Annotated in this window: 8 protein-coding genes and 1 pseudogene; 4 read left to right on the top strand and 5 right to left on the bottom strand. The window is 70.2% G+C overall.

Annotation, left to right across the window (positions count from 1 at the left end):
* Positions 1–130 precede the first annotated feature (130 nt).
* Together JSQ98_RS15325 and JSQ98_RS15200 are read left to right on the top strand one after the other, a co-directional pair.
* Positions 131–709, top strand: a pseudogene (locus JSQ98_RS15325) (zinc-dependent metalloprotease); the annotation flags it as partial.
* Positions 672–1,529 carry a zinc-dependent metalloprotease gene (locus tag JSQ98_RS15200; RefSeq protein WP_346728698.1) on the top strand — a complete coding sequence of 286 codons (858 nt, stop codon included), beginning with the start codon at positions 672–674 and terminating at the stop codon, positions 1,527–1,529. The pseudogene JSQ98_RS15325 and the gene JSQ98_RS15200, both read left to right, overlap by 38 nt.
* A 799-nt stretch (positions 1,530–2,328) precedes the next feature.
* Here the strand turns inward: JSQ98_RS15200 and JSQ98_RS01585 are convergent.
* Entirely contained in the window at positions 2,329–4,182 is a 1,854-nt protein-coding gene (locus JSQ98_RS01585; RefSeq protein WP_346728697.1) for an ATP-dependent helicase, read from the bottom strand.
* Positions 4,179–5,240: an NAD(+) diphosphatase gene (nudC, locus tag JSQ98_RS01580; RefSeq protein WP_211648068.1), complete on the bottom strand. Its 1,062-nt coding sequence runs from the start codon at positions 5,238–5,240 to the stop codon at positions 4,179–4,181. The genes JSQ98_RS01585 and nudC overlap by 4 nt, the downstream gene beginning before the upstream one ends.
* A 126-nt stretch (positions 5,241–5,366) precedes the next feature.
* Here nudC and JSQ98_RS01575 point away from each other — a divergent pair, with 126 nt between their 5' ends.
* A complete protein-coding gene (locus JSQ98_RS01575) occupies positions 5,367–6,659 on the top strand; it encodes a phosphotransferase (RefSeq protein ID WP_249290677.1) in 1,293 nt (430 codons plus the stop codon).
* On the opposite strand, the gene JSQ98_RS01570 is transcribed toward JSQ98_RS01575, so the two are convergent.
* A complete protein-coding gene (locus JSQ98_RS01570; RefSeq protein WP_211648067.1) occupies positions 6,610–10,131 on the bottom strand; it encodes an ATP-dependent helicase in 3,522 nt (1,173 codons plus the stop codon). The genes JSQ98_RS01575 and JSQ98_RS01570 overlap by 50 nt on opposite strands.
* Positions 10,128–13,409, bottom strand: coding sequence for a PD-(D/E)XK nuclease family protein (locus JSQ98_RS01565; protein WP_211648066.1), 3,282 nt, complete (start codon positions 13,407–13,409; stop codon positions 10,128–10,130). Before JSQ98_RS01565 ends, JSQ98_RS01570 begins: the two co-directional genes overlap by 4 nt.
* 171 nt (positions 13,410–13,580) lie before the next feature.
* On the opposite strand from JSQ98_RS01565, the gene JSQ98_RS01560 reads away from it, so the two are divergent.
* Positions 13,581–13,805, top strand: a complete 225-nt coding sequence (locus JSQ98_RS01560; protein WP_090148145.1) for a DUF3107 family protein — start codon at positions 13,581–13,583, stop codon at positions 13,803–13,805.
* 84 nt (positions 13,806–13,889) lie between these two features.
* Here JSQ98_RS01560 and JSQ98_RS01555 read toward each other — a convergent pair whose 3' ends face one another.
* Positions 13,890–15,266: a bifunctional phosphopantothenoylcysteine decarboxylase/phosphopantothenate synthase gene (locus tag JSQ98_RS01555; RefSeq protein ID WP_211648065.1), complete on the bottom strand. Its 1,377-nt coding sequence runs from the start codon at positions 15,264–15,266 to the stop codon at positions 13,890–13,892.
* Positions 15,267–15,306 lie beyond the last annotated feature (40 nt).

Genomic DNA, 15,306 nt, shown 5'->3' with positions numbered 1-15,306 from the left:
GCTCTCCTCGTGCACCCCGCGCCTGTTCGCAGTCGGCGCAATGGGAATCGCCGAGCGTCGGTCAATCTAGCAGGCGCATCTGAGCACCGTGCCGTAGCGTTATTCGTGAAGCAACGACGAAGGAGCGGCAATGAGCGCGAACGACCACGACGGCGCTGAGCGCCCCGATTCCGGTGGCGATTTCGAAGAGCTGCAACGCATTCTGCGCGACATGCTGTCGGGCACCGGCGGTGCGCCGGCGAACGGATTCGATCCCGAGCAGTTCGCGAAGGCGGCGGGCATCAACGTCGACCCCCAGGCCCTCCAGGGCCTGTTCGGCACGCTTCAGGGCGCCATGCAGAATCCCTCGGCCGAGATCGACTGGTCGGTCGCGCGGAAGACCGCGATCGAGGTCGCCTCTGGCGACAGCGGTTCGGCTGATCCTGCAGCTGCCCTCAGGGCGTTTCCCGTCGCGGCACTCTGGCTGGACGAGGCGACCGAGCTGGGGCCGACTCCCGACGCACCGAAGACGTTGTCTCGCATCGAGTGGGTGCAGCAGTCGATCGACACCTGGGTCGGGCTGGCCGAGCCGGTGGCCGAGTCGATCACGCGCGCCCTGATGAGCGCGCTCGAGAGCCAGATGCCGGAGGAGCTCGGGACGGCACTGCAGGGAGCCACCCCGATGCTGCGCAGTGTGGGCGGCGCGCTCTTCGCCGTGCAGCTCGGAACGATCGTCGGTCGTCTCTCCGGCGAGGTCGTGTCGGCTGGAGACATCGGGATCCCGCTGCTGTCGGTGCGGGGCGCGAGGGCGGGCGCTGCTCCCGGCAGGGGTTGCTGCGTTCGCCGAGGGCCTCGATCAGGATCCCGAGACGGTGACGCTCTACCTCGCGATCAGGGAGCTCGCCCACGCCCGGCTCTTCCGCCACTCGAAGTGGCTGAGGCTGCATCTCCTCACCGCGATCGGCGATTACGCTCGCGGCATCAGCATCGATACCGGACGCATCGAGGAGCTCGCCCGGGATATCGACCCGCAGCACCCCGAGCAGATCCAGGAGATCATCTCGAACGGCGCGCTGATACCGCCGAAGACGGAGGCGCAGGAGGCCGCGCACGCACGGCTCGAGACGATGCTCGCGCTGATCGAGGGCTGGGTGGACGTGGTGACGGCGGACGCCGCCAAGCGGATCCCGGGGGCCGACGCGGTGGCGGAGATGGTGCGCCGCCGCCGCGCCACGGGCGGACCGGCGGAGCACGCGTTCGCTGCGCTCGCCGGGCTCGAGCTCCGCCCGCGTCGGTTGCGCGAGGCAGCGGCGCTGTGGCGGCTCGTCGGCGAGCGGAGCGATGTCGCGACCCGCGACGGGCTCTGGGCGCATCCCGATCTGCTGCCCTCGTCAGAAGAACTGGACCATCCCGCTCGGCTGCTCGAACGCCTCGGCCTGGCGGGTGCGACGCCCGACGCCGAAGCCGACGAATTCGACGCAGCGCTCGCTCAGTTGCTCGACGGCGAGTTGCCCCCGCACGAGGGCGACGCGGGAGATCGTCAGGACTGAACGGGCAACCACGATGCAACGCCGCTCACAGGTGTGAGTGAAACGGCATCGGCGCGCTCGCGCAGATGAGCCTGTGGATATCGCACGAACGGGGATTCGAGCGCGCACACTGCTCCCATGGATCCCCTGCTGACACGACTCGACCCCTCGCTCCCGATCTGCTGGGAGGACCCGGACACCCTCAGGGTGGGTTTCGAGCACGCCATCGCACGCGTGCGACGCCCGACGGCTGGAGTGCAGCGCTTCATCGGCGTACTGCGTCGTGGAGTGGATGCGGACCGCCTGCCAGACGAGGCGCGCCGAGCCGGAGTGACACTCGGTGAGGCGCGAGCCGCCGTCGCACAGCTCGGGCCCGCATTGCTCGCGCAGCGCGCCGCGAATGCGACTGAGGCCGCGGCGCCGTTGACCGCGCAGATGTGCGACGGCGGACGCCCGGTGGCGGCGCTGCGCGAAGCCCTCCTCGAGAGCGGGGTGTGTCGGTTCCCAGCACGCGATGAGTCGTCTGCATCCGGAGACATCGATCTCGTCGTGTTCGTGGAGCGCTACTGGGAGCCGCTCGAGCGCGCGCAGCGCTGGCTGATGGAGGGGGTTCCGCACCTGCTCATCAGGTTCACCGATGGGGCGGTGCACGTGGGGCCGATCATCGATGCCGACGGCCGGCCCTGCCACACCTGCATATCGCTCGCGCGAGTCGAACGCGATGCCGCGACCGCGGCCCTGGCGGCACAGCTCGCCGGAGCAGCAGTCGCAAGCGAACGACGCGATGCCGCCGTGCTCGCCGGAGCGTACGCCGCCGGCCTCATCCGCGCCTGGAGCGCCGGCGACTCGGCCGCGCATCGCACCCGCATCGTCCTGCCGGTTTCACGAGCGCTCTCGATCCCCGCGCCGCGAGTGGAGCAGGTCGAACCGCACCTCGACTGCGCCTGCGGGCCGCCATCACTCGATGACGACGGCTCACGTGCCGGCGGCGATCATCCGCCTCGCTGATGAAGCGTGAGGGCTGCCGCGCGGTACGCCCCCCGCCCGCGACCCCGGAGAGCCGGAGCGTGTCTCTCGCGCGGGTGAACGCCACGTAGCAGAGTCGGCGCTCCTCGTCGATCGCAGCCTCGTCGGTGGCGTGCGTGATCGGCAGCAGCCCCTCGCTGAGCCCGACGACGTGCACCATCGACCATTCGAGCCCCTTCGCAGCGTGGATCGCGCTGAGGGTCACCGCGTCGAGGGTCGGCTCGTGCTGCGTGCGCTGCCGCGCGAGCAACTCCTCGCTGAACTCACGGATGCCGGTTCCGGGCGGCATCTCGTCGATGAGGCCGAGGAGCGCGCCGAGCGCTTCCCACTTCTCGCGCTGCGCCGCGCCCTCCGGCGCCTTCGCCGACCATCCCCCGGCACGCAGCACGTCGCTGACGATCTGAAACAGGGGGCGCGTGTCCGCGACCTTCGCCTCGCCGCGGATGAGCATCACGGCTTGCCGCACATCGGCGCGCTCGAAGAATCGCTGCGCGCCGTGCACGCGAACGCTCAGCCCGCGCTGCCTGAGCGCCTCCTCGAAGCGCGCCGACTGCGCGTTGGTGCGGTACAGGATCGCGACCTCGGACGCCGGGGTTCCCGCGCGCACCGCCGCCGCGATGGAGTCCGCAACGGCCGCGGCTTCGTCGTGATCCGAGGCGAACCACTCGAACGTGGGCGCTGCCGCCGAGGCGGCAGTCGCGTCCGCGCGTGCTGCCCGGAGCGTGAGGGCGCCGGGCCGATCCCGCATCAACCTGTTGGAGATGCGGACGACGGCTTCGGTGGAACGGTAGTTGCGCTCGAGTCGGATCTCGCGCGCCCGCGGATACTCCGCACCGAATCGCAGCAGGTACGAGCTCGAGGCCCCCGCGAAGGAGTAGATGGTCTGGCTCGCATCACCGACGACGCAGAGATCGTCGCGATCCCCGAGCCACATGCGCAACAGCGAGTGCTGCAGCGGCGAGACATCCTGGTACTCGTCGACGGTGAAGAACCGATAGCGTTCCCGCACTTGGAGGGCCGCGAGGGGCTCGGTCTCGAGCATGCCGGTCATCAGCACGAGGACGTCTTCGAAGTCGATCTGCCTCCGCTCCTCGAGCAGCGCGGTGTACGCCCGCTGCAAGTCCACGAGGCGCTCCGGCGTGAGCCCCTGCGGGATGGGTCGACGCTCGACCTGATCCGCGTAGGCGTCGATGCTCAGCATGCGGGTCTTGCGCCATTCGATCTCCGCTGCGGCGTCGCGCAGCGCCTCGCCTCCGAGCCTGAGCCCGAGCGACTCGACCGCCTGCGAGATCGCCGCCACCTTGCCAGGGAGCATCTTCGGCGCGGCACCGCCGACGAGCTGCGGCCAGAAGTGGTTCAACTGCGCGAGCGCGGCCCCGTGGAACGTCTGCGCGCGCACGCCGTCAGCACCCAGCGCCCGAAGGCGACCCTGCAGTTCTCCCGCGGCCTTCCGCGTGAACGTCACGGCGAGTACCCGTTCCGGGTCGTACACCCCGGTGCGCACCCCGTACGCGATGCGGTGGGTGATGGCGCGCGTCTTCCCCGTTCCCGCACCGGCGAGCACGGCCACGGGACCGCGCAGGCTCTCCGCGATCTCGCGCTGCTCGGGATCGAGAGCCGACAGAATCGCCTCGGCGTCTGAGCTCACGATGCCGTGGCTGAATCGACCGGTTCGACCGCGCCCTCGGCGTCGTCCTCGGCGACCCATCGGTCGATCATCCACCGCGCGATCGAAAGCGGCATCGGCAGCGTGAGATCCTCGGCGGGCTCGCGGAGCTCGTCGCGCGTGAACCACCGCAGTTCCGATATCTCCGTCGGATCGGGAACCAGCGCTTCCGGATCGACCCCCGCCGCCAGCCGCGCCCGGAACCCGAGCATCAGCGAACGCGGGAACGGCCACGGCTGAGACGTCACGTACGCGATGTCGCCCAGCCGCACGCCGGACTCCTCGAAGACCTCGCGTTGGACGGCCTGCTCGAGCGATTCACCGGCTTCGACGAACCCCGCGAGCAGCGAGAAGCGACCCGGTTCCCAGAGCGCATTCGAACCGAGGAGCACGCGGTTCTCGTGCTCGATCAGCACGATCACCGCCGGGTCGGTTCGAGGGAAGTGCTCTCCGCCGCGCGCGTCGAGACGGGCCCACCCGCCCTGAGTCGCTGCAGTGCGATCGCCGTCTCGCGGCGAGTAGCTTGCGCTCTCGTGCCACCTCAGCAGTGCCGAGGCGACGCCGACCGCTTCTCGTTCGGCCTCGGTGAGGCGAGCACCGACTTGGAAGGGGTGGACCCAGCGCTCATCACCCGGCTCGGCCTCTGCGCCGGCTCCCTCGTTCTCCACGGTGCGCGCATCGGTGCCGGGATCCTCGCCCGCGACTGGTATCGCCCTCGCGAACACGGGGGCGCCGTCGATGCGCCCCAGGAACACGTCCGTCACCCCGCGCGCATCGAGGCTCGACTGCGACTGATCTGCGGCGCTCGCGCCTTCCGGATCTTCGACCACCGCCGCACGCGGCTCGCCGGTCGTCGGCTGCCACGCGAGCCGGGTCGCACCGCCCGCGACGCGCACCGGGATCTCCACGCCACGGATGCGGAGCATCTTGGCCGAGGGGTCTCGCCACGCTTCGCCCAGGAGTTCCTGGCTCATGCGGGTCGCCGCGTCGCGATCGAGCGCGCCGCCCGCGAGTGGTGGCCTGGCCGGGTTCGAGGTCATGTGTTCCCCTGTTCAATCGCGCCGAGGCTGACGCCCGGACGCGTCGCTGCTTGGAGTTGCCGGCGGGCTGTCGCTCAGTGCGCGTGGCGAATCGACCGAGTCGACGCGCATGCATACCCTGAGTACATGGCCAGCATCCCTTTCACCTTAGCCGCGCTCTCGACCTCCGCGGTGCCGGGCCTCGTCGTGTTCGGAGTGCGCGAACACGAGAGCGACGATGCATTCGTCTCCGCGATCATCGCCACAGAGGATGACGAACTGCTCGTGCGCGTGCCGCGCACCCATCAGGCCGAGGTGCAGCAATCAGCGGAACTGCTGGGGCTCGCCGCGCTCACGGAGGGTCCGAGGAGCCGTCTCCCCTTCGCCGTGCCGACGGCTCTCGGGATGACTCGCGCCGGCGAGACTCGCGCGGTCGTGACTTCGTTCCTGGACGGGGCGCGTTTCGAGGCGGACGATCTGACGCACGACGCGATCCTGCTCAAGCCGCTGGCCGAGGCGATCGCCGCCATCCACGAACTCCCGCTCACCGTCGCACAGCACGGCGGCCTCCCGGTTCGTTCTGCGCAGGATCTGCGCGTGCTGGCGACTCGTCTCGTCGACCGGGCAGATGCGACCCGCCTCCTCCCCGAGACGGTGCGGCGGCGGTGGACGCACGTGCTCGAGACGTCGGACCTGTGGGATTTCTCCCCCACGATGGTGCACGGCTCGCTCGACGCCGAGCTGATCAGAGTCGACGAGGGCGCGATCACCGCCATTCTGGGGTGGTCGGAATGCTCGGTCGGCGACCCGGCAGCAGATCTCGCCTGGCTCCTCGCCGCTGGCCCTGACGTGCTGGACGGGATGATCGCTCGTTACGCTCGGGCGCGCAACAGCGAGTCGCTCTCGCATCTGCGGGCTCGTGCCGCTCTCTATCACGAGCTGGAGGTGGCTCGGTGGCTGCTCCACGGCACCGAGACGCACGATCAGACCATCATCGACGACGCGGTCACGATGCTCGATCGCATGGTCGGCAGCGGCGGCGCGCTCGGCGCAGCCTTCACGGCCGCAGTCGCTGCGGCCCCGCTCAGCTCGGAGGAAGTGATCGCGCTGCTCGATCAGACTCCGGAGATCATCGACGCCCAGTCGGACACCGCCGCGTTCGAGGGGCTCGACGAGGATCGCATGTTCGGCGTCGACACCGATTTCATCGAGCCGCTCGACGCTGATTCGGATGGAGCCCAGGACGGTTCGTCGGAGGCGGACGCGTCGGAGACCCCCGATGCGGAGGAAACCGATGTGATCGATCCGCTCGATGTCTCAGGCGATGCTCCTCGGCCGGATTCCGCAGACCGGCCGAGTGCGCGACCGGCGTCGGACGGAGGAGACCAGCTCACGGAGCCCCTCTCGGACGACGATCTGCCTCGCGGCTCCGCCCGCTGAGTCTCCCTGCCGCCTCCTGCCAGATCTCCTCGAGTGCACGCAGGCTTCGCGGCTCGCGTCCGGTGAGTTCCACTCCCTCCGCCACGTAGAACAGCGATACGTCGACGCGATCGGCATCGATGCCCGCCCACTGCGCGTACGCATGCCGGTACAGGTCGAGCTGGAAGAAGCGCGATTCGCGTTCCGCATCGTTCTTCGGCGCTCGCCCCGATTTCCAGTCGACGATCTCGAATCGGTCGTCATCGAGTCGGTATACGGCGTCGAGTTTGCACACCAGCGTTCGTCCGGCGAACGGGAGCGTCACCTCCTGCTCGACGGCGATCGGCTGCAGATGCGCCCACCGCGACCGCTCGAAGCGCTCGATCAGCGGCGCCAATTCGGCCGCCTCCGCGGTCGGCTCGGCTTCGTACCCGGCTTCAGCCGGTGCTGGATCTCCCACCCAGTCGATGTCGGCAAGCCCTGCGAGCGGCAGCTCGGTACCGCGAGCGGTGGTCGCGCGCCGTTCCACCCATTCGTGGAACCGGTTGCCGACGCGCGTGCGGCGGTACGGGCGCTGCGGCACGGGCCGGAGCCGAGACCGTTCGGCAGCGACGGGATCTTCGACGAACTCGTGAAACGTCGACGCGGTGAGCCGTTCGGGCAGGTCAGCGTCTGACGCGCTCACCGCTTCCGTTCCCGCCGTGCCGTTCGCGAGCACGCTGCGCTCTGCGAGCAGCAGGCGCACGGCTTCGTCCAGCGGCTCCTCAGCGTCTCCCTCGGCCACGCCGCGATCGGCCGCATCGGTGATCGCCCTCCGCACGACCTCTGCCGCGTGCAGCACGGTGCTCGATCGCGCCCCCAGCGGGTCGAGGGGCCAGTCGAGCGTCAGTTCGTCCCGCTCCGATGGGTCGGCGTCGAAGGCGCTCGCTTCGGGGAGCCCCCCGATGACGCCCGCATCCTGCAGCTCCACGAGATAGGCCGAAGGTGAGCGGGGACGACGCTGACCGCCCCAGAACGAGCCACTCAGCAGTACGCGACCGGCCGCTCGCGTGACGGCCACGTACGCCAGGCGCCGTTCCTCCTCCTGATGGCGGGCTTGCAGTGCTGAGCGATACTCGGCGATGCGGTCGCGGAGCTCCTGCTGCGTGGCCGCGATCCGCCAGTTCAGGGCTGGACGCGACGCCGCATCGCCGCGGAGCTCGTCCGGCAGCTGGCCCGTGCGCAACCATCCGGCTCCCGCCCGCGCCTGCCCCGGGAATTCTCCTGCCACGAGACGTGGGACGACCACCAGGTCCCACTCGAGACCCTTCGAACCATGGGCCGTGATCAGCTGCACGGTCCCCGGCGCGGGCTCGGCGACGTGCTCCGCGGCTTCATCGGCCTCGAGAGCACGCTCGATCCATTCGAGGAGCGATGGCAGCGACCCCTCCGTATCCACGGCGAGATAGCCTTCGACGAGATCGGTGAATGCGTCGAGATTCGCGTGGGCGGCTGAGCTTCCGGCGAGGTCCCTCGCCTCGTTGGCGTCGAGTTCGATATCGATGCGCAGCGACTGCACGACGGCGCCGATGAGCTCGGGAATGCTCCCGCCCACCCCTTGTCGCAGGCCGGCCAGCATGCGCCCGGCCTCGCGAAGTCGTTCCCGGCCGACATCTGAGATGTTCGCCAGTGCACGATGCTGGAGGTCGCGCATTCCGGCGATCTGATCGAGCGCATCGATCAACGTGTACTGCCGGTCTGGATCAGGCAGCACCCGGTCGGGCGCCCGATCCTCCGGCGAGAGCGGGCGCTGGGCGATGTCGCGCTCGCCGAACCATCGCGCGGCATCTCGCAGACCTGAGACATCGGCGACGCCGATGCGAAACCGCGGTCCGGTGAGGAGCCGGATCAGGTCTCCACCGGCATCCGCGTACCAGAGGCACCGGAGCGCGCTGACGACGTCGGTCACCTCCGGTGTCGTCAGGAGCCCGCCCAGACCGATGATGCGGGCCGGAACCCCAGCGTCGGCGAGGGCGGCCCCGAACGCGGCCATCTGGCTTCGCGTGCGGAAGATCACCGCTCCTGTCGGCAGCTCGCCGTGCTCCTCGAGGTGCTGCTCTCGGGCGGATCGCACCCACTCTGCGACAGCGAGGCGTTCTTCATGCACGGTCTCCGGGTAACACCACTCGACGCTTCCGGTGCGGGCGCCTGGCCGGGGGGCGAGCCGCGGTACATCGACGGCCGACTCGGCGGCGAGGGGTGCGGCGATGGCATTCGCCGCGCCCAGCACGCTGACCGGATTGCGCCAGCTCGTCGAGAGCGTCAGTGTGGCTGGCTGCGTCCAGGCTGCGCCTGCATCGGCGGCGGTCGGGTCTGGCGCCGCGGACCCGTCCGAGGGTTCGCGCCGACCCGAGAAATCCGAGTGGAACGACTGCAGGCCCTCGGCCGAAGCACCTCTCCAGCCGTAGATCGATTGATGCGGGTCGCCCACGGCCATCACCGAACCGCCCGCGAAGATGCGGGAGAGGAATCGGGTTTGCCCCACCGAGGTGTCTTGGACCTCGTCGAGCAGCACGACTCGGTGGCGTTGGCGGAGCACCCGGCGCGCTGCGGGCGACGCGTCGAGCGCGGCTGTTGCGAGCGCGAGCTGGTCGGGGAACTCGATCACCCCGCGCCGCTGCTTCTCCTGCGCGTATTCGCGCGCGAGTCGGGTGATGAGCGGCGTCTCGGCGAGACTCGCCACGGCGTCGCGCACCGGCGCGTACTGCTTGCCGCTCGGCGCTCGGCCGATCTCCTTCTCGTTGTAGGGCAGATGCTGGACCCGAGAGAATTCCTCGACGATGCGATCGACGCGGTCGAGTGAGGTCAGGTTGTCGGAAACGGCGTGGTCGAGTGCGAGCATATGCCGGATCAGCTCGGGAACGCGCAGTTCGCTCTCGACCAGACCGGGGTCGCTGCTCGACAGGAGGACCTCTCGGGCGATGCGCCAGGCGGTCGCCGTGTCGATCACGGCGGCTCCGGGAACGACCCCGGCGGCGATGCCGAATTCCTGCAGCACGCCGGCGGCGAACGCGTTGTAGGTGCTGACGTCGGGGATCTCGAGACCGTCGGCGAGCATCTCGTGGAGCTCTCGTGAGCGCTCGCGCTCCTCTGCAGTGAGCACGTCGCGCTCTGCGGCGTCGCCGAGCCGCTCGGCGAAAGTGAACAGGCGCCCGGAGATGCGCTCGCGCAGCTCACCGGCCGCTTTCCGGGTGAATGTGAGTCCCAGCACCTCATCGGGCGCCGCGAGTCCGTTGGCGACGAGCCACACCACTCGGTTCGCCATCGTCTCGGTCTTCCCGCTTCCGGCGCCGGCGACGACGAGCGTCGTGCCCCCGAGCGGGTGCTCGATCACCGAACGCTGCTCCGGCGTGGGAGTGAGCGGCACCGCCGGTGGGACGGCGAGAATCTCCGCGATGCGAGCGGCTGAGAAGAGCGCGCGCGTCTTCTGCGCATCGCGGTTCGACTCGCTCATGCGCGGCTCACCGCAGGAATCACGTGCAACCGGCAATTGCCCGGCTGATGCGGGTCGGAGCAGTGGTGCTCCACCCGAGCGGTAAATGCTCCGGCCGCCATGACGCGGGCCACGTCCGAGACTCGTTGGGCGAATGCTTCGCGCGCTTCGTCTGACAGGGGCTGCTGCACTCGTTCGATGAACCCCGCTCCCTTCACGGCGTCGGGATGCACGTAGAGCAGGCGCGCACCTCCGCTGATCTGCCCGGGCGCGGACGGCTCCGACTCCTGATCGCTCGAAGCCGGCGCGTCAGCGTTGAGGGCCGGACCCTCGAATGCGCCGAGCGCGACGCCCACCTGATACGCCTGCAGCTGCGCGTGCTCTTCGGCGGCGGCCTGGCTCGGGGGAACGCGCCCTGTCTTCAAATCGAGCACGGTGATCTCTCGGTCGCCGTCGCGATTCGTTCGCTGTTCGAGCCGATCGGCGACGCCTCGGAGAACAGCGCGGTCGATCGTCGCTGTGAACATCGCTTCCCGGCCGATGAGCGTCCGGTCAGAACCTTCGAACTCTCGCAGGTACTCGGCGAGGCCTGCGCTCATCGCGCGCGCGAGCTTCCGGGTGCGCTCCGCTTCCCACTCCGCGGCGAAGGGCAACTTGCTCCATTCTTCGCTCACGATCGCGAAGAGATGCTCGGGATCGGAGTCGGTCGCCGTTTCGAATGCGTGGTGCAGCAGGGTCCCGAGACTCGCCTGGACGCTGCCCGAGCCGCCTCCGAGGCTCGACACCACCCAGTCGAGCGGGCAGTTCTCAGCGCGTTCGAGTTGCGATGGGCTCACGCTGACCCGGGCCTCTGGGTCAGCGTCGAGATCGACGAGCGGATCCGACGTGCTCGGCGGCAAGACCCCGTACCAGTCGTCGGGGTCGGCCCCGGGCACCTGCGCGCCAGCGAGTGCGACGAGTGCCCGCACTGCCTCGTCGTCATCGGGGTCGCGAACCGCCCGGCGGCGCATCGCGGCGACTTGACCGCGCAGCGTCAGTCTCGCACTCGGCAGCGAGTCGACGGCGTATTCTCGGCCGAGGCCGAAGAAGGCGCTGGGGTGCTGATGCTCATCGGCGACCGCGACGACCAGCAGCTCCCGACGAACGCGCGCGCAGCTGTGGGCGAAGAGCCGCAGTTCGTCGTGCATCGTGTCGCGCCGCGCCGGCGGCTCCGGCGCACCGCCGCGCAGCCAGCGTTCGAGCGCCGTCGCACCGACCAGCGAGCCGCGCGAACGCAGATTGGGCCATGCACCGTCTTGCACGCCGATCACAGCGACCAGGTCAAACTCCCGGCCGATCGCGCCCTGCGGCGTCGTCACCGTCACCGTTGATCGTTGGCTCCTGCGGGCCAGCGAGTCCTCGGGCACGGCGCTTTCGAGGAGATCTTCGAGCAGCTCCGCGATCGGCTGCGCGCTGTCCTGCTCTTCATGGCGCTGCAGCGCGAAGAACAGTCCCATCACCGCGTCGAGCGAGCGACTCGCCTCGTCGGCCCGCGCGCCGCGCCCCGACAGTGCCTCGTCCTGCCAGCTCGAGGCGAGCCGCGCGCCGTCCCAGATCGCCCAGAGCGTCTCGCGCGGCGTACCGCCTCCCTCGCGCACCCGCTGCGCCGCCTGCAGCATCAGGCCGATCTTGCGGAGCACCCGGCCACCTGCGCTGTCGATCATCGGAGAGGTTCCCGGGAACGCGACCGCCTCGACCACGAGCTCGTCGATGCTCACCGGGTCGCGCCCGGCAGCTGCGGCTTCTCGCCGCTCGTGCAGGACGAGGGCTCCGCGCAGTCGGCGAACGGCCACCGGGTCGAGGCCGCCGACAGCGCCGCCGACGAGGTGCAGAAACTCTTGCGCGGATAGGGGCTCGATACCGAGGGCATGCTGGAGCAGCCGCACCAGTTCCCGCACGATCCGGTGCTCGCGCAGCACGATTCCCCCGGCTGCGACACCCGTCGGAACCTGATGGACGGCGAGTGCGCGGGCCACGCGCGTGGCTTCACCGCGACTGCGGCAGATCACGGCCATCTGACTCCAGGCCGCCGGCTCGCGGCCGCCGAGGCCCAGATGCCGCGCGCGGAAGCGATGCGCGATGACGCCGAGCTGCTCCGCCGCTGACTCGACGCGGGCGAACTGCACGGCGTCGTCGTCTGCACCGCCCCCTCGCGTTCCCGGCGCTGACGCTGACGCTGCCTCCCGTTGCGCACCCGCCGCCGACGCACCGACGCGCCGCGTCAGCCCCTGCACGAGCTGACGCACCCGAGCGCCGTGCCGGTGCACGGTCTCCAGAGTCACGAGCGTCTCACGTGCTCCGCCGAATCGACCGGCGCCGCCGACGGCAGCGGAGGGCTCGCGGCGGGCCAGTTCTCGGACGATCCCGGCGAGTATGCCCGTGCGTTCGCCGTGAAAGGCCCCCGTCGCGATGTCGGGATCGCCGAACGCGCGGATGCGGCTGCCTCGTGCGGCGCACGCCGCGAGCAGCGCGAGAGCCCCCTCGCCGAGCTCTTGCGCGTCGTCCACCAGGATGAGTCGCGGCACGGAGAACCCGTCGCCTGGCTCCGCGTCCGACCGCACCCCGTGATCGCGCACCGCTGCACTTGCCGCGCGAAGGATCGCACTCGGGCTGAGCTCCCCCGGCCGCTCTGCCGCTGCTCGCCGCATGGCCGCGCCGAGCAGCGCGAGCGCCGCCCGCCAAAGCCCGGCGAGATCGTCGCCCGGCCCCTCGGACACGGCGCGCGACGCCGCAGCTGCACGAGCCGCGTCGACCTCGGCGGCGAGCGCGGTCGGCGAGCGGTCGAAGTCGTCCAGCACGCGCCACAGGTCACGCAGCTCGGCGCGGAAGGCCGGTGTCCCGAGCACGTCAGCGCTGATGCCGACCGAACGCGCGAGAGCCGCGGCACTCCCCTCGGAGATGACATCTGCGAGGAGCTCGTCTTGCACCGTACCTGTGAGCAGACGCGGGGCGTCGGCACCCGCGAGCGCGTGTTCCCGCGAGAGCACCGCGAAGCCGAGCGACGCCGCCGTGCGCACGGGAGTTCCGCCGATCGCGCGTCCGACGGCGCGCTCGATGTGCCCGCGGAGGTCGGTGGCGGCGAGGCGATTGGGTGCGAGTGCGACCACATCCTGCTCCCCCCAGCCGGGCAGGTCGAGTGCGCGCCGATACGTCTCGACCAGCACCAGCGTTTTCCCACTGCCCGGAGCACCGATCACCCGAGCGTGCGCGTCGACGTCGAGCGCGAGCGCACGCAGCTGCGACGAGTCGAATGAGGTCATATCGTCAGCCTACTGACGGCCGCAGACACTGCGGGCCTCGCGCGCCCCCTCCCCGCCCCGCGTGCGCTGCTGGCGAACGCGACGGCTCCGCACGACCCCGGGCCCCGCGGCGGCCGTAGACTCGACAGCGATTCGACCCGTGGCCGTGCGCCACTGAACTCAGGAGGCCCCGTGGAAATCCGCATCGGTATCAAGCATTCGCCCCGCGAACTCGCGTTCGACACGGACTCGAGCGCGGCAGACGTGCGCGGCGTGATCGAGGAAGCGATCGCGAACGACGCCGCCCTCGTCACCCTCTCCGACGTGAAGGGTCATCAGTACCTCGTCAACACCGAGTCCATCACGTACATCGAACTCGGCGGCGAAGGCGGTCGGAAGGTCGGCTTCATCAGCTGATCCACCGCTCCTCCACGCAGCCCCGCGATCCGATCAGGATCTCGGGGCTGCGTCGTTCTCGGGCAGCACGAACCTGAGAACGGCTCAGGAGTCCAAGGTCTCGCGCACCACGTCGAGCAGCTCATCCGCGACGACCCGCTTCGTGCCGCTCGCCACCGTCGCCGGGCGACCGTCGCTCGAGAGCACGTGCAACGTGTTCTCCCCCGCTTCGAAGCCCTCCGACCAGCTCACCGCGTTCACCGCGAGCAGGTCCGCGCCCTTGCGCGCGAGCTTTCGCCGCCCGCGTTCGACCAGCTCGTCCTCGTGCTCCACCGTCTCGGCCGCGAATCCGACGATCACCTGGCCCGGCCGTCGCTGATGCACCAGCCCGACCAGGATGTCGGGATTCTCGACGAGTTGCAGTACCGGCGCCGCTCCGGCCGAGTCCTCCTTGCGAATCTTCTGCTCCGCAACGTCCTCCACGCGGTAGTCGGCGACGGCTGCAGCCATGATGATGACCTCGGCTCCGGCGGCGGCAGCTCGCGCGGCGCGTTCGAGTTCGGCCGCCGTGCCGACGGGTACCACGCGCACGGCGGCGCGATCCTGCACCTCGGAGAGCACCGCAGAGTCGATGTTCGCCGCGAAGAGCACCACTTTCGCCCCGCGGTCGGCCGCCGCAGCTGCGATCGCCACCCCCTGTCGCCCGCTCGATCGATTGCCGAGATAGCGCACCGGATCGATCGGTTCGCGTGTGCCGCCTGCCGTCACGAGGATGCGGAGCCCGGCGAGATCGGGCTCTCGCGCTGCGCCTCCCGTGTCCGCGCGAACGGAGTCGAGAGCCTCAGCAGCAGCGGTCTCCAACGGCACGTCGCCGGCGGCAGCGTCCTCGGCCTGCCGTGTCTCGTCGACAGGCCGCACCTCCTGGCCCGGGTGGCCTTGCGCGGTCTCCGGTTCCTCGCTCTCGAGCAGCGCGCGCACCCGTTCGGCAATGGTCTCAGGCTCGCTCATGCGCCCCGGACCGGTGTCGGCGCCGGTGAGCCGCCCCGATTCGGGGCCGACGAAATGCACGCCGCGCGATCGCAAGATCGCCACGTTGTCCTGGGTCGCTGGGTGCTGCCACATCTCGGTGTGCATCGCCGGGGCGACCAGCACCGGCGCACGGGTGGCGAGCAGGGTGGTGCCCAGCAGGTCGTCGGCGAGGCCGGCACTCATTCGCGCGAGAGTATTGGCCGTCGCCGGAGCCACGACGATCAGGTCGGCTCGCTGACCGAGCCCGACGTGGCGCACCTCCGGCACGTCGTCGTGCACCGACGTGGTGACGGGGTTCCGGCTGATCGCCTCCCAAGTCGGCTTGCCGACGAAGCGCAGCGCCTCTGCAGTCGGAACGACATGCACGTCGTGCCCGTCCTCGACCAGGGTGCGGGCGAGCTGCACGACTTTGTATGCGGCGATGCCGCCGGTCACTCCGAGCACGATGTTCATGGGGACATCTTCCCATCACCGCGGCGAATGCGCGCGCCGC

The sequence above is a fragment of the Leucobacter manosquensis genome (assembly GCF_018304845.1).
Lineage (GTDB): Bacteria > Actinomycetota > Actinomycetes > Actinomycetales > Microbacteriaceae > Leucobacter > Leucobacter alluvii.
This window is presented reverse-complemented; position numbering and strand designations above follow the sequence as displayed.

Bases quoted from the DNA above. Each gene is read 5' to 3' on its own strand.
- nudC (WP_211648068.1), bottom strand. From the start codon at position 5,240: ATGACCTCGAACCCGGCCAGGCCACCACTCGCGGGCGGCGCGCTCGAT.
- JSQ98_RS01575 (WP_249290677.1), top strand. From the start codon at position 5,367: ATGGCCAGCATCCCTTTCACCTTAGCCGCGCTCTCGACCTCCGCGGTG.
- JSQ98_RS01570 (WP_211648067.1), bottom strand. From the start codon at position 10,131: ATGAGCGAGTCGAACCGCGATGCGCAGAAGACGCGCGCGCTCTTCTCA.
- JSQ98_RS01565 (WP_211648066.1), bottom strand. From the start codon at position 13,409: ATGACCTCATTCGACTCGTCGCAGCTGCGTGCGCTCGCGCTCGACGTC.
- JSQ98_RS01555 (WP_211648065.1), bottom strand. From the start codon at position 15,266: ATGAACATCGTGCTCGGAGTGACCGGCGGCATCGCCGCATACAAAGTC.